The 19,544-nt window shown below is 35.7% G+C and carries 19 protein-coding genes and 2 tRNA genes; 8 read left to right on the top strand and 13 right to left on the bottom strand.

Annotated elements, in window-relative coordinates:
- Positions 1 to 9: 9 nt before the first annotated feature.
- From rlmH to yycF, 7 genes are all read right to left on the bottom strand, one after another.
- The gene (gene rlmH / locus OZX58_RS00375) at positions 10 to 489 is read right to left on the bottom strand and encodes a 23S rRNA (pseudouridine(1915)-N(3))-methyltransferase RlmH (RefSeq protein ID WP_277130970.1); all 480 of its coding nucleotides are present in this window, start codon (positions 487 to 489) and stop codon (positions 10 to 12) included.
- Between the two features lie 481 nt (positions 490 to 970).
- A complete protein-coding gene (locus OZX58_RS00370) occupies positions 971 to 2,185 on the bottom strand; it encodes a trypsin-like peptidase domain-containing protein (RefSeq protein ID WP_277141019.1) in 1,215 nt (404 codons plus the stop codon).
- Positions 2,186 to 2,252: 67 nt separating this feature from the next.
- A complete protein-coding gene (locus OZX58_RS00365) occupies positions 2,253 to 3,050 on the bottom strand; it encodes an MBL fold metallo-hydrolase (protein WP_277141018.1) in 798 nt (265 codons plus the stop codon).
- Between the two features lie 14 nt (positions 3,051 to 3,064).
- Complete coding sequence (locus tag OZX58_RS00360; RefSeq protein ID WP_277141017.1) at positions 3,065 to 3,889, bottom strand: two-component system regulatory protein YycI; 825 nt, start codon at positions 3,887 to 3,889, stop codon at positions 3,065 to 3,067.
- Between the two features lies 1 nt (position 3,890).
- A complete protein-coding gene (locus tag OZX58_RS00355) occupies positions 3,891 to 5,216 on the bottom strand; it encodes a hypothetical protein (protein WP_277141016.1) in 1,326 nt (441 codons plus the stop codon).
- Positions 5,206 to 7,062 (bottom strand): cell wall metabolism sensor histidine kinase WalK, encoded by a 1,857-nt coding sequence (walK, locus tag OZX58_RS00350; RefSeq protein ID WP_277130979.1) that lies wholly within the window; start codon positions 7,060 to 7,062, stop codon positions 5,206 to 5,208. Before walK ends, OZX58_RS00355 begins: the two co-directional genes overlap by 11 nt.
- Positions 7,063 to 7,128: 66 nt before the next feature.
- Positions 7,129 to 7,845 (bottom strand): response regulator YycF, encoded by a 717-nt coding sequence (yycF, locus tag OZX58_RS00345; protein WP_277130980.1) that lies wholly within the window; start codon positions 7,843 to 7,845, stop codon positions 7,129 to 7,131.
- A gap of 138 nt (positions 7,846 to 7,983) precedes the next feature.
- Here yycF and OZX58_RS00340 point away from each other — a divergent pair.
- Positions 7,984 to 8,056: transfer RNA gene (locus OZX58_RS00340), tRNA-Lys, on the top strand.
- 50 nt (positions 8,057 to 8,106) lie between these two features.
- On the opposite strand, the gene OZX58_RS00335 is transcribed toward OZX58_RS00340, so the two are convergent.
- Both OZX58_RS00335 and OZX58_RS00330 read right to left on the bottom strand, forming a co-directional pair.
- Positions 8,107 to 9,057 (bottom strand): DUF4097 family beta strand repeat-containing protein, encoded by a 951-nt coding sequence (locus OZX58_RS00335; protein WP_277141015.1) that lies wholly within the window; start codon positions 9,055 to 9,057, stop codon positions 8,107 to 8,109.
- A 129-nt stretch (positions 9,058 to 9,186) separates the two neighbouring features.
- Entirely contained in the window at positions 9,187 to 10,059 is an 873-nt protein-coding gene (locus tag OZX58_RS00330; protein WP_277141014.1) for a hypothetical protein, read from the bottom strand.
- 303 nt (positions 10,060 to 10,362) lie between these two features.
- Between OZX58_RS00330 and OZX58_RS00325 the strand changes: the two genes are divergently transcribed.
- Positions 10,363 to 10,435 (top strand) — tRNA-Lys (locus OZX58_RS00325).
- Positions 10,436 to 10,615: 180 nt separating this feature from the next.
- Here OZX58_RS00325 and OZX58_RS00320 read toward each other — a convergent pair.
- The gene (locus tag OZX58_RS00320) at positions 10,616 to 10,777 is read right to left on the bottom strand and encodes a hypothetical protein (RefSeq protein ID WP_277141013.1); all 162 of its coding nucleotides are present in this window, start codon (positions 10,775 to 10,777) and stop codon (positions 10,616 to 10,618) included.
- Between the two features lie 215 nt (positions 10,778 to 10,992).
- Between OZX58_RS00320 and OZX58_RS00315 the strand changes: the two genes are divergently transcribed.
- The 3 genes from OZX58_RS00315 to OZX58_RS00305 are packed head-to-tail and all read left to right on the top strand — an operon-like array spanning position 10,993 to position 14,037.
- Entirely contained in the window at positions 10,993 to 11,964 is a 972-nt protein-coding gene (locus tag OZX58_RS00315; protein ID WP_277141012.1) for an SLAP domain-containing protein, read from the top strand.
- A gap of 3 nt (positions 11,965 to 11,967) precedes the next feature.
- Positions 11,968 to 13,407, top strand: a complete 1,440-nt coding sequence (locus OZX58_RS00310; protein WP_277141011.1) for an SLAP domain-containing protein — start codon at positions 11,968 to 11,970, stop codon at positions 13,405 to 13,407.
- Between the two features lie 57 nt (positions 13,408 to 13,464).
- A complete protein-coding gene (locus OZX58_RS00305; protein ID WP_277141010.1) occupies positions 13,465 to 14,037 on the top strand; it encodes a hypothetical protein in 573 nt (190 codons plus the stop codon).
- Positions 14,038 to 14,220: 183 nt separating this feature from the next.
- On the opposite strand, the gene OZX58_RS00300 is transcribed toward OZX58_RS00305, so the two are convergent.
- Both OZX58_RS00300 and OZX58_RS00295 read right to left on the bottom strand, forming a co-directional pair.
- Positions 14,221 to 14,700: a hypothetical protein gene (locus OZX58_RS00300; protein WP_277141009.1), complete on the bottom strand. Its 480-nt coding sequence runs from the start codon at positions 14,698 to 14,700 to the stop codon at positions 14,221 to 14,223.
- Between the two features lie 38 nt (positions 14,701 to 14,738).
- On the bottom strand, positions 14,739 to 15,146 hold the full coding sequence (locus OZX58_RS00295) for a hypothetical protein (RefSeq protein ID WP_277141008.1): 408 nt from the start codon (positions 15,144 to 15,146) through the stop codon (positions 14,739 to 14,741).
- A gap of 398 nt (positions 15,147 to 15,544) precedes the next feature.
- On the opposite strand from OZX58_RS00295, the gene OZX58_RS00290 reads away from it, so the two are divergent.
- Positions 15,545 to 15,976 (top strand): hypothetical protein, encoded by a 432-nt coding sequence (locus tag OZX58_RS00290; protein ID WP_277130993.1) that lies wholly within the window; start codon positions 15,545 to 15,547, stop codon positions 15,974 to 15,976.
- A 214-nt stretch (positions 15,977 to 16,190) separates the two neighbouring features.
- Positions 16,191 to 17,333, top strand: a complete 1,143-nt coding sequence (locus tag OZX58_RS00285) for a matrixin family metalloprotease (protein ID WP_277141007.1) — start codon at positions 16,191 to 16,193, stop codon at positions 17,331 to 17,333.
- Between the two features lie 120 nt (positions 17,334 to 17,453).
- On the opposite strand, the gene OZX58_RS00280 is transcribed toward OZX58_RS00285, so the two are convergent.
- Positions 17,454 to 18,116 carry a BspA family leucine-rich repeat surface protein gene (locus tag OZX58_RS00280; protein WP_277141006.1) on the bottom strand — a complete coding sequence of 221 codons (663 nt, stop codon included), beginning with the start codon at positions 18,114 to 18,116 and terminating at the stop codon, positions 17,454 to 17,456.
- Positions 18,117 to 18,307: 191 nt separating this feature from the next.
- On the opposite strand from OZX58_RS00280, the gene OZX58_RS00275 reads away from it, so the two are divergent.
- Positions 18,308 to 19,387, top strand: a complete 1,080-nt coding sequence (locus OZX58_RS00275; RefSeq protein WP_277141005.1) for a DUF4097 family beta strand repeat-containing protein — start codon at positions 18,308 to 18,310, stop codon at positions 19,385 to 19,387.
- Positions 19,388 to 19,544: the final 157 nt, after the last annotated feature.

Below are 19,544 nucleotides of genomic sequence, written 5' to 3'. Positions count from 1 at the left end.
ATCTCCAATCTACTTGTGATACGGACTACCGCTATTAATCATAAAGCCGCGATAAATTTGCTCAATTAGAACAACCCGCATTAATTGATGCGGCATAGTTAACTTACCAAAGCTAAGCAGGTCATCCGCCCGGCGATTAACGGCTGGACTAGTTCCCAAGCTGCCGCCAATTACAAAGGTAATATCGGAATGGCCATAGGTTGCAAGATTCGCTAATTCACCGGCAAATTCTTCACTGGTTCGTTCCTTGCCCTTAATTGCCGTCACATAGACATATTCCTTATCCTTGATTTTACTTAAAATCCGTTGCCCCTCAATTTCCTTAACTTGTTCTTGTTCAGCTTGGCTGAACTTTTCCGGTGCCTTTTCATCAGCCACCTGAACTAGCTGAACCTTGGCAAAGCGACTTAACCGCTTTTGGTATTCAGCAATTGCATCCTTAAAATATTTCTCTTTTAGTTTTCCCACACAAATAATTTTAATATTCATAATTACTAGTTTATCCCCTAACTCCCAATCTTTCCACTCAATTTTTCCACATCTGTGTAAAAGCAAAATCTATATTTTGTGGTTCACTTCTTTTATTTTCAGCTAAATTGTGGTTGCCAAATTTTTTTCTGTCTTTTAATGAATTTTACCCACACACATACTTTTCACAGCCCAAGTTCACAAACTTATCGCGCTAAAATACTGTTATATCAACTTGAACAATTGTTTGTGCAAATATATTTTCACTAATATTTAAACACAATTAACAGATTATCCACAGCCATTTAAAAGCATTCTCACATCTTTTATGCACAATCCACAAAGTTTTCCACAGTTATCAACAAGAATTACCGGCTAAAATTTTACTTGACAGTCCTCATTACCGAATAAAAAAATGTTTCCCATAATTAATATTAACAAAAAAGCTATACTGACGACTTAAACCGCTTAGTATAGCCTTTTTCTTGTTTAACTTATTTTCTTAATCAGCTTGTAACTTAGCCCGCAAATCGAGTGTTTTGCCGTTGTGATCAACGGTCAAACTGACGGTATCTCCGACTTTGTGATCGTACAAAATACTGTGTAACGAAGCAACATCTGTCACTTTTTTGCCGTCAACTTTCACGATAACGTCCCCAGTCTTAATACCAGCAATGGCAGCTGAACCATTCTTAGTTACTGAAGCAATGTAAATACCACTGGTCAAGTTAGATTTAATATTCAAATGCTTCTTATAGCTGGCTGGAATACCTTGCAAAGCAATAACTTTAACCCCAAGCTGCGGTCTGGTAATCTTGCCCTTCTTCACCAGTTGGTTAACAATTGTCACAACTTCATTCGACGGAATGGCAAAACCCATGCCCTCAACAGAAGTCCCGTCACTTGATTGCGCCAGCTTCATTGAGTTAATGCCGATAACTTGACCAGCGGAGTTAACCAAGGCACCACCTGAGTTACCCGGATTAATTGCTGCGTCTGTCTGAATAACCGTTTGCTGGTTGGCTGATGAAGTTGTAATGCTTCTAGCAGGAGCCGAGATAATCCCCTGAGTGACGGTTGACGCGTATTCACTACCAAGTGGGGAACCAACCGCAATCACTGACTGTCCAGGCTGTAAAGTCTTAGAATCGCCAAATTCGGCCGTTTGCGTAACGTAACCAGAGTCAATTGCTAACACGGCCAGGTCGGTCGTCGCATCTGTTCCCACAATCCGCGCATTAACTGTCTTACCATTTGACAACATAACTTGTACCTTGTCGCTGCCGGAAACTACGTGGTTATTAGTTACAATATAGCCCTTGTTGCCAGACTTCATGTAGATGACACCAGAGCCTTCGCTATAAGTCTGCAATTTGCCCTTCTTACTGCCGCTGTCATCATCATCGCCAAAAATATCAAACAACGAATTACTACTATTATTTGTCTGCCGCTTCATATTAATTACAGACACAACGGCACCCTTGACATCGTTATATGCTGGGGTCATTGCGCCGCTATTTTTGGCACTGTTTTTAGAAGTTTTGGCACTATTAGAACTAATTGTTGTTTGCGCTTGATTATTGTTCAAATTAGCATTATTAATCTGGTCAATAGCAAAATAGGAAGCCCCGCCCCCAATAAGTCCCGCTACGACACCAACAACAGCGGTCTTAACAAGAAACTTATTCTTACCATGATTAGAATTTTGATTATCCATATCATTATCTCCTTTACATATATCGCCTAATATACTAATAATTTTTGAAAAATTATCGGCAAAAATATTAAATTTGTACTAAGTTCGTTGGCTGCGTCGGATCAGTCAACTGAATTTGGACATCACTAGGTAAATTAGCATCCCCAGCAACCAAAATCTGCTTAGCTGCGTCATATGCCAGCTTTGCCGTATTATTATGCTGGCTGCGGTGAGCTAAAAAAATATGCTTCGTTCGCGGGGTCACAACATCCAGCAGTGCTTGTCCAGCTTCCTCATTAGACAAGTGCCCCTCATCTGACAATATCCGCTGCTTTAATCCCCAAGAATACGGGCCATTACGCAACATCATATTATCGTAGTTAAATTCCATTAGATAAGCATCCGCATCTGCAATTACGCTTTCAACTTTCTGTGACACATACCCAGTATCTGTCAAAAAAGCCATCCGTTTGCCGCCGCTGGTAAAAACGTAATACTGCGGCTCAGCCGCATCATGACTGGTCGCAAACGCGGTAACGTCTAAGTCACCAAACGTTCGCGTTTGCCCTGGCTCAATCGTATTCATCTGCTCCACCGGCAGCTTACCGATTTTATTTGTTTCGCATAAATATTGCCACGTGCCGCTATTACTAAAGGCGGCAATCTGGGGATAGCGCCGCATCAATACGCCCAAGCCTTTACTATGGTCTGAGTGGTCATGACTTAAAAAGGCCATGTCAATGTCCGCAATATCAACACCAACTTGACTAAGCAACCCTTTAATTTTGACGCCTGACAAGCCAGCATCCATCAAAATTTTATGTTGTCCTGTTTCAATCAGACTGGTATTGCCCGTTGAACCACTAGCTAAAATCGAAACCCGCACCTAACTGTTCCTTTCTAATTCTTTTGTACACTATAAGAATTACCCGCCTGCAAAATTTGGGCGGTAAAAGCGTTAACTCGCTTAACCGTAATGTTTTTGGTTGTCTTATTCTCAACCCAAATCAGCCATGTCGGTAATAAAATTGTGCTGCCGCGAACTTCCGTCAACTTGGAATAACCCAGCTTAATCTGAATAACGCGCGAATTATTAACAATCTCACGGTCGGTATACATCGCCTTAATTGCGTGCCACGCGCTGATAATCAGCTGCGGTTCACGAACCGCGTTAATTGGTCCCATATAAGAAATCGTGTAATTAACGATGGTATTATTTCGAACGTTAATTGTTAACTGCGCATCATTGTCATAAACTTGCCCATAATCCGTATTTTGAACATAGCAGTAGGTATTAGAACCAGACATGCGAGGCTCATACTTAAACTGAGCTCCATAAGGAACATTTTCCGCATCATTCTTAAAACTATCAAGCTGCTTTAAAACCTGATTATGACTGCCGCTTAGAGAAACTAGTACCTTGGGCGTTCCAGTTAAAACATTGTCACTTTTAGAAAAATGGGTGTTAACTGCAGTCAAACCAGCAAGTTTGCCAGATAAATAATTGCGCTTCTTGGCAGCAAGGTAGTAACCTGACTGCTGCTTATGTGAAATATGCGCCGGTAAATCAATGCCATCTGCCCGCATCTCAGAACGAATACTGGTCGACTGGGTATTGTCGGTATTGCTTAGATTAACAGGTGAGCGCCAGATTTCAACCCCTAAATAAAGGTCAATTAATAGGAAAACAATAAAAAATAACCATTCAATTCGTTTGCGGTCCATCTTATTGCGCTCCTTCCTTATTGGTCTTATTTAAAACTGATAAGTCTTGCTTTTGCCATTCATCCAAACTCTGCCAGCGATTATAAGCCTTAACATAATAGGTTGGAATTAAGTTAGCTAGATGGTCGTGGCTGTTGTCCTTAACCATCCTAAAGCCAACAATTATCCGTTGAATTTGGTCTTTTTTTAGACCCTTGTTGACTAATTCCTGCAATACCGTATCAGTCGCGGGCAAATTGCGCGTCTGCCCGTCAAATGGGATTGGAATTTGCAAATCAATATTATTAAAGGCTACCTGCATTGATTCTGGAGTAAAAGTCGTCTTAATCTGCGGCGTATGCTGTGCGGTAAAGACGGGCAGACCTTCAATATAATTGGTATAACTAATTGCCATCCCATTCGTATCAAAGAAGCGCAAATCCTGCTCACTTAATCCCACCTTATGGACATAGTCGACACTATCGAGCAGCTGCTCATGCATCGCTAAATTTTTACTTTTTTCATACTTAGTGTACAAAAGATCATGCTTCTTAGTGCCGCTCTTGGGAATGCGCAGTTTGGTGTAATAATTAAGCGAATAAGTCACCCAGCCCTTTTTACTCGAACGAGCTGTCACGTTGGTTGTCCCGAGCAGGCGCGAAACAAAGTATGAATCCGTCTGGCTGTTAGTCAAATAACTGTATACCCGCCAACTCTCAGCCTTCGTGTAAAAGACCTCATAATTATTCTTCAGCCGCACAAACTTAACCGGTGTCTTACTGCGCGCGTGATTGGCATAATTACGCAACTTGGCAAAATTAGCCCGTGCCAGATCAAGCTGATAGACAGTCATTGTCTGGTCATTACCTAGATAGAGGCGGTCATTATTAGCAGAAATAAACACGCGCCGAAACTTTTGCCCACTTGCAGATGAGCCCTGCTTAGTAAACAGCTTAATACTAACCTCATCAGGAAAAGTCAGTTGGATATAATCAGGATTGTTAAGCAGGTGTTCATATTCCGAACGGCTAGTGCTCGCAATACTGAGATTTTTAAACTTGATCCCCTTCAATTCCTTAGTGAACTCAAGCGGCAAGTTCTTCTTCGCATCATAAAGCCTGTACAGTTGCCCGTTTTTAAAGCCGTAAGAGCTAGTGGGGATATACAGATCATATACCGAATTATTGAGCCGATTGCGCGCCTGCTGGGTTACGCTGCTGGTCTGATTAATATGGCTAAAATATTGATCGTTTGTCATAACAAAAATCCACAATACAATCGACAAGCCAAAAACGAGCAATGTGCCCAACATTAAGAAGAAATCGCCAAACTTAAACTTAAATTTCATCCCAATCATCCTCCTCACTCATCGGCTCGTACGGTAAGGCAATGTGGAAGGTAGAACCCTTACCTTCACTGCTGCTGGCCCAAATTTGACCATGATGGGCCACCACAATTTCTTTGGCAATTGCTAAGCCTAGACCGGTGCCGCCTTGAGCCCGCGAGCGTGCCTTGTCAACTCGATAAAAGCGGTCGAAGATTTTATTGAGGTCCTCGCGCGGAATCCCCAGTCCTTGGTCAGTGATACTCAAGAGCAAGCGGTTCTGTTCCCGCTTCAACTTAACCGTGATTGTACCACCATCTGGCGAATATTTAATCGCATTATTCATAATATTGTCGATTACCTGCGCCATCTTATCGGTATCAATCTCGACCCACAATGCTTGAGTGCCCAGTTCACGCTTAATCGTGTACTTCTTCTTGCCTTCTTTGGTATCAGTTTTAACAATCATGTCAAACCTGTCCAAAATATGGGCCACAAAATCATTAAAGTTAACCCATTCAAAGTCAACCTTCGACACGCCGCGATCCATCCGCGACAAGCTAAGCAGCTCATTAATCATGCGGATCATACGTTCCGTTTCTTCTTGCGTTACCTGCAAAAATTGCGGTGCAACGTCGGGATCCTTCCACGCACCCTCATTTAGAGTTTCAATATAAGCGTGCAGACTCGTCAATGGTGTCCGCAATTCATGCGACACGTTAGATACGAACTGCTTTTGTGAGTTTTCATTCTTCTGCTGCTCGGTAATATCATGTAAAACACAAACACTACCAGACACAAAGCCCGTTACCCGCTTAATCAAAGAGAAGCTAGCATGTAAAATCACTTCATCACGTGTTCCCTGATTAAGCGTGATGACAATTCCCTTTTGATTAGAAATCAAATCCTGCGAGGTCTCTTCTAGACCCAACACTGTCGCAATTGGCTTGTTAATAATTGCTTCTTTGGTTGTATTTAAAAAGTTGAGCGCCATCTGGTTAACAACGCTGACGTTGCCGTGACGGTCAGTCGCTAGAACCCCATCACTCATGTGCGACAAGACACTGTCCAGCCGCCGCTGCTCACTCTCGGACTCCTCCTGAGAACGCTCAATGCGCACCGACAAGGTATTAAAGGCTTGACCTAATTGCCCCAATTCATCATTAGAATATATTTTTACCTGACTGGAATAATCGCCATCGGCAATATTTAAGGCCTGCCCCTGCATTTCTTCAATCGGCTTGGTAATCGCATGTGACACGACTAAGGATAGTACTGCCCCCATTAAGGCCGCGATTAATGACGTCACCAAAAACATAAAGGAAATATTACGCAAATTGTTAAAGACACCCTGCATTGAGGCCCGCACATAAATGGCGCCAACAGTATTGGCCGACCCATTACCCGCATTCAGCGGCGTAACTTGCACCATATAATTGTCATTATCATTAATTACTTTGGTTTCCTGGCGGCCCGTTGACGTGACCTGCTTAACCAGCAGGTTATTAACCCGCTGACCAATTCGACTTTTATCGTTCAAATTCGATACTGCGCGAATAATATCCTTATTATCAACCACGATAATCTCACTAATCGTGTTAGTACCATTGCTATAATCATTAACAATCCGGTTCAAGCTGGTACTTGAGCGCTTATTATCGCGCAACAATTGCAGCGACAATTGGTTGGTGACAATCGGTGGGACTTGAATTGACGACTGGAAGCTTTCAATGCTGCTTTGTTCCAATTGTCTGGTAAAGTACGCCCCAATCACTTCAATCATGGCAATAATCATCGCCATAAAGACAATTGCGAGTGTGGTATTAATCGAAATAAATAGATGTTTAAATTTGCTTTTGAGTTTCTTCATTATTTTTATTAATTAGATAGTAAAAAAGCCGCGCACTAAAAAATAGTCCGACAGGCTTGTTTTGGTTTATTCTTCATTTTGTTGTTTGACGTAATAGCCGACACCGCGGCGCGTCAATAGGATTTGCGCTTGTACTGGGTTATCCTCGATCTTCTCGCGCAACCGGTGAACCGTTACGTCAACGGTCCGGACGTCGCCGAAATAATCATAACCCCAGACGGTCTGTAATAGATGCTCTCTTGTCATTACTTGACCCATGTGTTGAGCTAAATAATAAAGCAGCTCAAATTCACGGTGGGTTAATTCGATTTTTTTACCATCTTTTTCAACAATGTAAGCATCTGGCATAATTACTAAGTTACCAATCGTGATATTTTTAGTTGCCGTGTCTTGATTAGCACTCTCAACCTTTTTAACAATATCACGGCGCCGCAAATTAGCCTTAACCCGAGCGACCAGCTCCCGATTAGAAAAAGGCTTAGTGACGTAATCATCGGCACCCATTTCCAGGCCCAAAACCTTGTCAATTTCGGTATCCTTGGCTGTAACCATGATAATTGGCATGTCGTGCGTCTGTCTAACCTCACGCGCAACTTCCAAGCCATCCTTCTTTGGCAGCATCAGATCCAAAATCATTAAATCTGGATTGTATTCATCAACTTTCTTGACGGCTTCTTCGCCATCATAAGCAGTGTCGACATCGAATCCTTCCTTAGTTAAGTTAAACTTGATTATATCGGAAATCGGTTTTTCGTCATCGACAACCAGAATCTTCTTTGGCATCGAAAGTCCTCCTTTGCTTTTATTATACTGGTTTTTACCCTATTAGCCAAAAAAGTCACCGAAATTTAATAAAAAAACTTGCAATTCACAAAAAATAATAGCATAATAGTTTCTGTTGGTTATGTGTAATCACAACTTGGGTGGCTAGCTCAGCTGGCAGAGCAACGGACTCTTAATCCGTGGGTCCAGGGTTCGAACCCCTGGCCACCCATTAAATATGAAAACAGCGATCATTAATTTGACCGCTGTTTTTTATTACCTTTAATTAATCAGAATATCACCATAATCATTTTCAACTTTGATTAGATTATCATTACTTGAATTCTTCTTACTAAATTTATTGCCACAATTATTCCCAAAAAATTTAACTTCACCTTCATCTGTCATCAACTGATAATTATCTTTTTTAGAAGCCTGATGTAAGTTAAAATCACCTGAAAGATCATATGTATTATAACCAGATAATTTACTATTAGTAATATTCACATCGCTATTACCTTTACAGAAGAAATTCTTCAATTGTGAATGTAACACTGTTAAATCACCGGAATCAGTTTTAAACTTACCATCTTGCTTAATTACAACATGTGATAATTTACTATCGCCAGAATCAGTTTTAAACTTGCAATCTTGCTTAATTACAACATGTGATAATTTACTATCGCCAGAATCAGTTTTAATATTTAATTTTTCTGGTTGAGTATCTGCTAATTTGAAATCGCCTGTATCAGATCTGAACTTTAAAGTCTGTAACTGGACATCCTTCAAGCTAAAATCTCCATCTAAACAATTAGCGATAACTGCTGATAGCACCTGATTAGTTGGAATAGTAATCAAAACTTTTAATTTTAATCCCTGATTAGCCCAGCCAGCATCACCAAAAGGACGTCCGGGACCGTGGTCACGTATTATTAATGTATCTTGCTTAACTTGTGATGATACATTGGTATCTTTAGTATCCATTATTTTAACTTGATACTTATTGCCGCTACGAACAGCAATATCTGTTGCCGAAACATTGATACTTATTTTATTAAATTCAGCTGGTGAAATAACGCGCGTACGCTGCTTATGTTTGATATGCTTTGTACTTACTTGCTCTGTATTACTAGTTCTAGTATAACCCGAATTATGAATACTAACACCAGCAATAACAATTACAGCCAGTGCAATAAGTACAATGATGTATTTTTTCGACTTACCTAGTTTCATATTTTGAACAGCCCTCCCGTTTTTAAATCATCTTTTTATTGTAGTTTATTACCAACTTATAAAAACAAAATAGTTATATAATTCAAATTTATGTCATTACATGACATAAATTTTTAATTGTCCCCATAATTAATTATTTGTATTAGACTTTCGAACATACTTCAAATAAAATTTCTTAAGTTCATCACTATACTCAACTAATCCAGAATAAGCAACTGCTTTTATTAGGCATTCACATTCATTTAAATAATCAGATTTTGGGTCATAATAATACTTAATCATACAAATATCTAAATTAAGTACTAGGTGTTGACACAAGTTTTGATAATGTACCGGTAATTTTTCAGCCATGCGGACAAACGGAAGCGCATCATCATATCTATTTTCTTCAATACAAATGGTTAACAAATTAAAAAGTATACTTAATATGATTTCTTGAATTTCAACATCTGTATTAGTTCCAAATTTATCAAATATTCGATTTACCATAAAAATATTATCGTCTAAATCATAAAACCCCATAGTATTACAATACAGTTCAATATCATGTTTATCTAAGTCCTCATCTTCAAATATCTCCTTCTTAATCTGAGCTTTTTCTGTACTATTCAAACTATCAAAGTCATTATTAACATCTGCCAAGCATACTTTTACTATCATAGATAAGTTTTGCTTAGTATCATCCGGTAATTTGGATTTTTCGATCATATATTTGACCTGATTTATTTCTGCTTCTGAATTATGATAGTATGCGTTAACTAAACGATAACGTAGTTGCTGCTCCAAATTATAATTATTTTCGCCAGCTTCATTATTACTAAAAAATTCACTTGCTACAATTCCATTTCGATCTAGAAGTTCAAGTAAACGTTCAGTAGTAATTTGTGACATCCCCCTTTCAACCTTACTATATTGTGATGGTGTCATTACATTGCCAACCCATTCTTTCATACTTTTATTTTGACGAATACGATATTTTTTAAGTAGTGTACCAATATTCATTTCTATACCTTTCCCATATTGGATATTAACCTAACAAACATTCATATCGAATTATTATATTCTATGTTAGATGATATAATTCTTTACCTAAACAAGTTTTTTAAAAAGTTTTATCATCTTCCAATTAAATAGTCATATTAATAACTAGTAATAAGCTTCTAATCTGTCAGTTGGATTTAAACAAAAAACAGCAGTCAAATTAATAATCACTGTTTTTTGCATTTTTTAAATTTTTTTAGTTAAAACTCTTGTCAAAATCAAAAATAATTGCTAATATATTTAATTGTCAACAGAAATATATTTGGGTGGCTAGCTCAGCTGGCAGAGCAACGGACTCTTAATCCGTGGGTCCAGGGTTCGAACCCCTGGCCACCCATCTGATAGAAATGGCACTGCAAGTAGGCGGTGCTTTTTTTATACCAAAAACAAGTTCCTCAGATACTAATTTGGGGAACTTGTTTTGTTTTTAATAGCAATTCCAATTTACCATTAGTAAACGTCTGAAATGTAACCACACTGCCAAATATAACACTATCAATATTGCCCTGTTTTGGAACTACCTCGGAATATTCTCCTTACCAACCTGCATAGTATCAGGATTGCCTACTTTTTTCATTTCTTCTTGAAAATCAATATCATCATAATCATCATTAAACCACGAATTAGAGCTAACAGCTTTATAAATTAATATATCATTATCTAAATTTTTTTCTATCATAATGACACCCCCGTTATTTTTGTGCATCTACAAATAATCATCAAATTACCACTTAATACCAAAAATTCATGTAAAAGAAGTCATGAAACCTGGATGGACTTCTTTTTATTGTACATATTAAAAATCACACATTACTTAAAGAGCTTTACACTGCCCTGCTAAAGAATTATGATGAAAATGAATTTATTATTAGTAATTTTATATAAGGAAAAAACATGAAAGAAAAAAAGGTCAACCAGATCCTCAAACTTGTCTTTGGTGCAAGCCTGATGATTTGCGGTTTAAGCTATCCTCAGCAAGTTGCTCACGCCGACAGCCTAGTAAATCAAGACTCGCCAATAATTGATTATAATGCATTTAATCCTGAGGCCTTGCCCAAAGGACAAGAAGAAACTATCCCAACTGGTACTACTATCACCCAAGATTCAGAAACTGCTAAGTTAAGTCTAGCTAATTGGCAAGACATGCCCGATGGTACAAGCTTTGTTTGGCATAGTAAACCCACCACTATTATTAATGGCCTTGTAGACGGTACTGTCAACGTTGTTCTACCCGACGGTACGACTAAAGCCGTTAACGTCAAAGTGTTAATCGCCGGACAAAAGCAGATTAAACTCAAGCACGATACGTACGTATTCAACGCTAATGGTCAACGCCTTAACAGTTTAATTTTAAAAGCTGATTCAACTGTTAACATCAATGGCACCAAAAAAGTTAACGGACATAATTTTTATCTTCTAGATGAGAAACATTACTTACCCGTTAAAAATTTCAAAGTTAGCAAGAAAAACCAAATTACATCTCCTAAGAACACTAAGCGTGTCATGCACAGTACTTACTTATATAACAACAAAGGTCACCGCGCAAACGCGATAATTTTAAAGGCTGGTTCACGAGTTAAAGTTCATAAAATTAACGAAGATACTATCGAAAATAAAAACGCACATTACGCTAGTGGACGGTCCTTTTACTTAATTGATAACGACTTCTATATACCAGCAAGTAATGTTAGCGGCCGCGGAATTACTTGGAATGATAAAGCAATAACTCTTTATGACACTAAGGGTAACCCACGCGGCAAAATTCCAGCACATACACCATACAATATCTATGGCGATCCAATTAAAGTCAAGAACACATCTTACTACATTGTTGGTAAGGGCAAATTAATTAAAGTAAAGTGGTAAAAAATGAAACTAAGTAAAAAAATAACTATTATTCTAGCTGCTGTACTACTCAGCAGTCCTATCTTATCAATGCTTGAGCCACAGAATGTCCAAGCTATTAGTAAAACCAAGAAAAATACCATCACAGTTATCGATGATCCGTTTATCTACAAGGCCAACGGCAAGCGTTATCGCTACTATAACAACATACCAGGAATACGTATTATTAATACCGACAATCAAGGCTACGCTTACCTAGATTGTGACTATGACACTACTGATATTGCATACACGGGACGAACCGCTTTTATTCACGGAACAAAATACTACCAAATTGCCCACAATGCTTACATTAAGGCAAAGTATGTTATGGCAGTTAATGGTAAGCAGCTGCAAAAAGGCAAGTTGCTGCTCAACCACGCGTCTAATATTTACAACAAAAACGGAAAAAAGGTAGGAAAAACTTTAGCCAAAAATACTTTGGTTAAGTATGCTGGTAAAATAAAAACCACTACTACAATTCCCAAGTACTTTTACTATCAAAATTCTAAAAAACAAAGTTACCTGCCAACTCATAAAATTAAGGGCCAAGATTATTATGCGCTGGGAAACAACCGCTATCTAAATGCTAAGAATGTTGGTAAAATCAATGGCCAAATTGCTCGTTATAACGGCATTACAACCGCAATAGTTACTAAGAATACCCATACGCAATACATCTCTAATCGCAACACTAGTCGTAAGCTTAAAAAGGGTCAAAAAGTAACAATCGATCGGTGCGTTAGCCCTTGGGCAGAAGACTTTGACGGTTACATCTACCATTTACATGATTGTCCTAATGAATATCTTGATGAAAGCTTGCTCAAGATTAGGAATGATTTGCCAATTGCTGATTATGACGACATGGCCTATCGCACTTTTACCTCTATTTCTGATAAGCCAATCCAGCTTTATTCATCTATGGGTAAGGAATTATCTACATTAACCCCGCTAAAAGATGAAACAATCAGTGCTGATGGCTTATTCTATATTTGGGATAATAAAACCCAAAAAGCTGAGTTGTACTATCACTTATTCCGAAAAAATCATGACATAATTTCCGCGTCTGATCCTGACCGTCTAACTTTTAACAACAGTTTTGTTAAAGCCGACGCAATCAAATTTGATAACAACTACATTACTCTTCAGCCGTTAAACACGCCGGAAAGTGCCAAATCCGATCAAGTAGAAGCAAGTTCCAGCGACAAAAAGGAATTAGAGCAGGTATTTATGGATGGTCAAAATACTTTGAGCGCCATAGCAATTGATGCAGGACTTAAAAATAATTACGAAAATGCTTTAGCAATTGCCGCAGTTACTCTAAGATCATCTTCTGTTAGCCGCGGTGAAGTTAAAGAGGTTACTTGGCTTGTTAAAACAACAAAAGAACAACTTAATTCACTTTACTTCGAAGATTGGAGTTAAGGATTACTAAGTAAATATGGTAAGAACACCGTAAATAACAAGGAATTTTTATAAACTATGAATGATAATGAAATTTGTAATAAATATCTTAATAAAAATAATTTAGTAAGTGTCTACCAAAATATAGAAGACAACGACTTTTTATTAGGATATTTAATTGATGATTTAAACCAATACTATATTTTCAAATCAATCGATGAATATGGCTGTTTAGATAGCTATGTTTTATACAAAAAAGATAATATTGCAAAAATCATACAGGATAATAACTATACGTCAACTTTTGATTTTTTTATTAACTATCAGAATAGTCAGAATAATTTTGATCGCTTACACCTTGAAAGGATTTATAAAAATATTCCTAAAAGTAATATAAACAGCATATTAAATTATTGTTGTGAACAAAAATCGATTATTACACTTACCACTACTACTGACGATTATGTTCATACTGGGAAGCTTATCAATATCAACAAAAAAGAATTACTATTAGCTGAGCAAGAATATTATGAAGATTTTGGCATAACCGATGAGCTAGACAAATCACCCATATTAATAGATGATATTTTAACATTAGACATTTTAAACAAAGAAAACTTTTTGTATGAACAATATTTAAAGCAAAAATAAAAATACGTCAAAAGAAAAAAGCGATTCCTATGGGATCGCTTTTTTTACTTCTCTTAATAAATATCTTCAAGGAATCTGAAATTCTAAAAGACTAGCCCTGATAAAATATCAGAAATTAGTTCTATTTTTTGGATTCATGACATTTCTTAACTCGGAAATTTTTAACTCAAATTTGTTATTCAGTTAAAGAAAAAAATTAACTACTTTCGCTAATATATTTGCATATTTTCTTGGTATATGTATTTTTTTGCAAATTGTATGTACAAGTTTACTTGAATACCCACTATACTTATCAACTACTTTAACTATAAGTTTTGCAGTCTTCGTAATGCCATATTTCAAAATCTTCTTTTGTACTTTTTTAGGTAATAACTTATATGCAACTCTAACCGCTTTTACGCATAATTTTACATCACTAACAAAACCACGTGGTCTAACTTCATTAATTTGTTTATCTAAAGCTAAAATATTCTTATTAGAAATTAGCTTTAAATCTTTATCGCTAAGTTTAACCTGTAATTTTAAATCTTTCTTTGCAGTACTTATTTTTTCCTTTTGCGTTGTAGTAGCAATTACTGTGTTACTAGTAATATACGTTATTGGTTGAATAAGCATTACTATACTGCATAACACAATTAACAAACGTTGTAATTTACTTTTCATGTATCTCTACCCTTACTCTGTAAGTATATTTAAAAAGTTTATTTTTTATTTTTAAAAAAATTAAACAAACTAACTAGAATATCCACAAAATCCACAAAAACTGACAAACCAATAAGAATACCTGATATTGTAAATATACCCAGAAATATAATTGACTTTTTATAAAACGAATATAACGCTATAGAAATTAACGCTACAGCAAATAGCACTATAAATATAACAGCACTATAATTATGCTTATTTTTTACACTATCATCTGAATCTTTAGAATCTTTTTCTACTGAAAATGAGATATAAAAAATAAATAATACTACAGCAAGAGATACTAAATCTCTAATCATTGCCCAGATATCGTGTCTTTCCACTAATAGTATTGCAACAACTAATGCTATTGCGATAAATAAAAGACAAAACATTTTTAATCTATACTTACTTTTCTTTTTCATTTACTATTCCTTTTTATATAAATATATAACACTAATAATATTATATATAACATATGTTATATATGCAAGGCTTTTATTATTATAAATTAAACTATACAAACACTGATATTATGTAATATTATAAATATAATAATAGAACAAATTATCGTTCTATAAATAAGAGATAAAACTACAATCTTAAAGTACACTATATAAACTGATTGGGTCTACTCAACTAATTGCTTTTTTATTTTTTAATAAAAAAGCATATCCCTAGAGACACAGTTAGGTAAATATAAACATTAATTTTTAGTCCCTTGCTAGAAGCGCTTATCACTACATTAAACACTAAATCTGTGGAATAGATTTCCTATTTTTCAACCTTGATGTAAAATTATATTTCATAAAGAGGAGAATCTATGAAAAAAACAAGAAAACATGCCATAAACTTATTAGATTTAATAATAACTATTGCTTTATTATTTCTTGCTATATATCAATGGAAAACAAATACTTTTAGTTCAATAGTAGATATAATTATAGCAATTATTTTCTTTTTTATGGCATCATCTTTAAACAATACTCATAATCATGCACCGTCTACAAGACAGGTAAAAAAAGAAACTAACGAAGATATTGAAGGCAATGAAAGCATAGCCATAGCAAAACAAAAGACTTTAAAATTTATAGAAATATTATCTCTTGTAGTTGGTATAGGTCTGGTAATTTTGTACTATACAGTATTAAAGTATCCTACAATTATAATTATTGCTTATGTCAATTTAGCATATTGGTCTATCTGCCAAATTCTACCAGTTATTTTGTTACTAATACATTATGCAAAAAAATAATAAATATTTCCTTATAATATTTATTTGTATATGAATAATAATTTTAAAGTCCTACATTAGTGGACTTTTTTCTTTGTTCTTATTACTGAATAATCTAAACTCTTTTATTAAGTCATTAACATAATACATATTTTTTATCAAAAATAAAATAATTAATTTGCAATATATTTAAATAAACGTATAATAATATATTGTTTTATATTAGGAGGTTAACATGAAAAACAAAAGAATGAAATTTTACACTATTTTATCATTAACTTTACTTGTATTTTTAGGCGCTGTCCCAAGTAATGTATCAGCTAAAACGAAAGCAATAACACCTTATGGTTGGAGATTTCCCGAACAACATTCAACCTATGTAATAAACAAGCAATCTAAGTACTACAAGTCTATATGGAAAAAAGCAACAAACGCTTGGACAAAAGCTGGTTTTAAATGGACAAAAGCTAGCTCATCAAAAACACACTTATTGGCACTCACTCAAAAACAAGATAAAACCTTAATAGGTCTGGCTGGTGTAGACCATATGCAATATAATACAAGTAATCACTTAATTGTCAGCAACAAAGTCGAACTCAACAAAACTTCACTAAAAAAATATAACTACACAACTCAACAAAAAATTAATGTGGCCGAACATGAATTAGGTCATGCATTAGGTTTAAAACATAATTTAAAAAATAGTAAATCTGTAATGAATCCAGCTAATAGGATTTATTCTATTGAAAAGCCTGATATCCGAGGAATGAAAAAAGCATATTCTAAATCTATAGCAAATCTAGGAGATTCAATTAGTAATAATAATATTGTATCTATTGATTTACCTATTAAATTAAATCCAAGAATCACTCATTTTCATATGAATTATTCTGGAAAAACTCATAAATTAGCTATTAGTGGGAATACTTATGATATTTCTAATTTAAATATCAAATACAATAAGCAGACTGTTAAAAATTATAAAGTGAAGAAAAACGGCGCTAAATTCAAAATAGTTTTACCATTCAAAGGATATAAAGACTTTACAATTTATAGTGGTAAGCATTTAATTAAAACAATCTCAGCATCAAAATATGCTACCGATAAACCAACTATACTTAATGCTAAAAGAAATAAAAATTCTATTGAATTAAATATTCTAACTAAACCTGGAAATATCATTAAAATTTGGGAACACAATAAACCCATATTTTCAACAATAAGTGATATTCCTGAAGACAATATCACTTTAGATACTAATGAAAACAATAATTATGACGATTTGAGATTAACTCAACACGAACGTGGTAAAAAAACCAGTAAAATGATAAAACTACCAAAATTAGATGTTGGCAATAAATATCAAAGTATCAGTTAAAACAATTACGAAATAAGCAAAATAAAAAAGACTAGTCTCCCGACAAAATATCAAAAGCTAGTCCTAAGTTGAAATTTAATAAGCTGTCCCAGTATGAGGGGCAGCTTATTATTTTCCTTTTTATTTTTTACCGGCATGAGCACTTTTACTGTGCTGGACACTATCTGTATTCGGAACTAAGCCCGAATTATCAAACATTCCTTTTTTCTTAGCAGATGGCACGTGACTAGTATCAAGCTTACTCAGATCAACTTGCGTTAGCTTTTTATCACTATTAAACATATTAGTCATGTTGGCTGCCTTGCTGGTATTAAGGTTACTTAAATCCAACTTATACAGGTTTTCATCATCACTAAACAATTCGGCCATATTGACAACTCTACTAGTATCAACAAGGTTAAAATTATCAATCGTTTTTAAATTATACAGATAACTAAATTTACCCCCAGAATTAATTGCCAAGCTAACTGGTGTAGCAAAATTTATGTGTTCAATCCAACCACTCCAAGGAATAAGACCACTTATCTGCCCACTCAAAACTTTAGTACTTAACTGTGACCCGCGACTGCTTGAACTAATTGTTAAAGTCCTAGTTACAATATCGTAAGACCAATCACATTGCCCATCTTGTCCGCTCCACAAGCCAGAAAAGTCAGTGGTATTAGAATTCGCACTGTCAGCATTAACACTGGTAGTATTTACCGCCATACTGCCAAAGCCCAACAAGGTTATTGCCGTAATTAGTAAGATTAACCTATTTTTCTTAAAAGTTGTTACTTTCATTTTTCGTACCTCAATGTTATTTAACCTGATGAATTTAATTATAAGCTTAAAAAGCACCAACATCACAATATTTAAATAAAAATATCATAAAATTTATAGCTGTTTAAATCATCATTTAATAAACTAAAAGGCTATAATAGATGCAGAAATAATTTTAATTTAATATTGATTTGATATGTGGAAGAATAGTCATGACGCAAATAATTGATGATTATATTAAAAATTTAACACGTGAATTAACAGATTTATCCCCCGAGCAGCAACAAGCTACCCTGGCGTTTTACCGTGACTTTTTAATCAGCGGCGATTTTCAAGCAAAAGAAGAAATCGAAAAAGAGCTTGGTACCCCCGCAGAATTAGCCCGCGACGTCTGCACTGACTACCAAAAAATCACAGTTGCTCATTCGACAATCTCAAAATCTGCTAGTGACAATTACGTGCGCGGATTTCATGTGGAAAAAAATCCTTCACGTAAACGAACAATTATTCCTGATAAATTCACCAAGATTAAGCTCACCTTGCGCAATGCAGATGTGTATATTCATTCCGGTAAGGAATTTAAAGTTTTAATCACAGATTATACCAGCAGACCGATTAAAGTTAAAAATGACGAGCAAACGCTACTCATCAGTGAGCAGCCTCCGCAAAAAGGCAAAAGCTTAATTGTGATTAATTGGCGAACAGCAACTAGTCACATTGAAATTATTGTCCCAAGTAACTGCCCGCTTACGACAATTAGCGGTCATAGCACCAACGGCAACATTATCTTGCAAAATATCAAGCTGCAGTCAATCACCCTGCAGCAGGACAACGGCAATACTTTATTCAATGATGTCATCCTTACTCAGGATTTAACCCTCAATTCCCAAAACGGTAACGTCCAAATGATCCAGGTTAACATCGCGGCCACATCATTGCGATCATGTAACGGCGATATTACCTGCAAGCGTAGTGCCTGCAAGCAATTTATCATGCAAACCTTAAACGGCAATGCCAATTTTACCCAGTGCAACTTAACGTTAAAGCTTAATTCCAAAAATGGCGACGTTAAAATTGAACGCAGTCAATTAACGAACAACAATATCGTTAGTTCAACTGCTGGCGACCTGTTCTTAAAGCAATTGGCACACGACATGAATTATCATCTATCGTCAAAACATGGCACGATTATGTACCATAAATCCAGCGTCGGCAACAAGCTGTCAAATACGATTGGCTCAAATGATACTTTACGAATGGCATCAACCGACGGAGATATTATTATTTACTAAAAACAAAAGACAGTACCTAGTGCAGATACTGTCTTTTGTTTGCTTAAAATAATTAATAACCCGATGCAAACTTCCTTACAATCTTTTTCATATTATAAAATTCATGATAAAATTACATAATAACATTCTTGAAAGAAGGGTTTTACTGTTAAACGCA

Source organism: Lactobacillus sp. ESL0680, from assembly GCF_029392855.1.
In the GTDB taxonomy this organism is placed as follows: Bacteria; Bacillota; Bacilli; order Lactobacillales; family Lactobacillaceae; genus Lactobacillus.
This window is presented reverse-complemented; position numbering and strand designations above follow the sequence as displayed.

What these genes read in the sequence shown, in the direction of transcription:
- OZX58_RS00275 (WP_277141005.1), top strand. Translation starts at nt 18,308, where the DNA reads ATGACGCAAATAATTGATGATTATATTAAAAATTTAACACGTGAATTA.
- OZX58_RS00310 (WP_277141011.1), top strand. Translation starts at nt 11,968, where the DNA reads ATGAAACTAAGTAAAAAAATAACTATTATTCTAGCTGCTGTACTACTC.
- OZX58_RS00360 (WP_277141017.1), bottom strand. Translation starts at nt 3,889, where the DNA reads ATGGACCGCAAACGAATTGAATGGTTATTTTTTATTGTTTTCCTATTA.
- OZX58_RS00335 (WP_277141015.1), bottom strand. Translation starts at nt 9,057, where the DNA reads ATGAAACTAGGTAAGTCGAAAAAATACATCATTGTACTTATTGCACTG.
- OZX58_RS00295 (WP_277141008.1), bottom strand. Translation starts at nt 15,146, where the DNA reads ATGAAAAAGAAAAGTAAGTATAGATTAAAAATGTTTTGTCTTTTATTT.
- OZX58_RS00315 (WP_277141012.1), top strand. Translation starts at nt 10,993, where the DNA reads ATGAAAGAAAAAAAGGTCAACCAGATCCTCAAACTTGTCTTTGGTGCA.
- OZX58_RS00305 (WP_277141010.1), top strand. Translation starts at nt 13,465, where the DNA reads ATGAATGATAATGAAATTTGTAATAAATATCTTAATAAAAATAATTTA.
- rlmH (WP_277130970.1), bottom strand. Translation starts at nt 489, where the DNA reads ATGAATATTAAAATTATTTGTGTGGGAAAACTAAAAGAGAAATATTTT.
- OZX58_RS00280 (WP_277141006.1), bottom strand. Translation starts at nt 18,116, where the DNA reads ATGAAAGTAACAACTTTTAAGAAAAATAGGTTAATCTTACTAATTACG.
- OZX58_RS00330 (WP_277141014.1), bottom strand. Translation starts at nt 10,059, where the DNA reads ATGAATATTGGTACACTACTTAAAAAATATCGTATTCGTCAAAATAAA.
- OZX58_RS00290 (WP_277130993.1), top strand. Translation starts at nt 15,545, where the DNA reads ATGAAAAAAACAAGAAAACATGCCATAAACTTATTAGATTTAATAATA.
- OZX58_RS00370 (WP_277141019.1), bottom strand. Translation starts at nt 2,185, where the DNA reads ATGGATAATCAAAATTCTAATCATGGTAAGAATAAGTTTCTTGTTAAG.
- OZX58_RS00300 (WP_277141009.1), bottom strand. Translation starts at nt 14,700, where the DNA reads ATGAAAAGTAAATTACAACGTTTGTTAATTGTGTTATGCAGTATAGTA.
- yycF (WP_277130980.1), bottom strand. Translation starts at nt 7,845, where the DNA reads ATGCCAAAGAAGATTCTGGTTGTCGATGACGAAAAACCGATTTCCGAT.
- OZX58_RS00355 (WP_277141016.1), bottom strand. Translation starts at nt 5,216, where the DNA reads ATGAAATTTAAGTTTAAGTTTGGCGATTTCTTCTTAATGTTGGGCACA.
- walK (WP_277130979.1), bottom strand. Translation starts at nt 7,062, where the DNA reads ATGAAGAAACTCAAAAGCAAATTTAAACATCTATTTATTTCGATTAAT.
- OZX58_RS00320 (WP_277141013.1), bottom strand. Translation starts at nt 10,777, where the DNA reads ATGATAGAAAAAAATTTAGATAATGATATATTAATTTATAAAGCTGTT.
- OZX58_RS00285 (WP_277141007.1), top strand. Translation starts at nt 16,191, where the DNA reads ATGAAAAACAAAAGAATGAAATTTTACACTATTTTATCATTAACTTTA.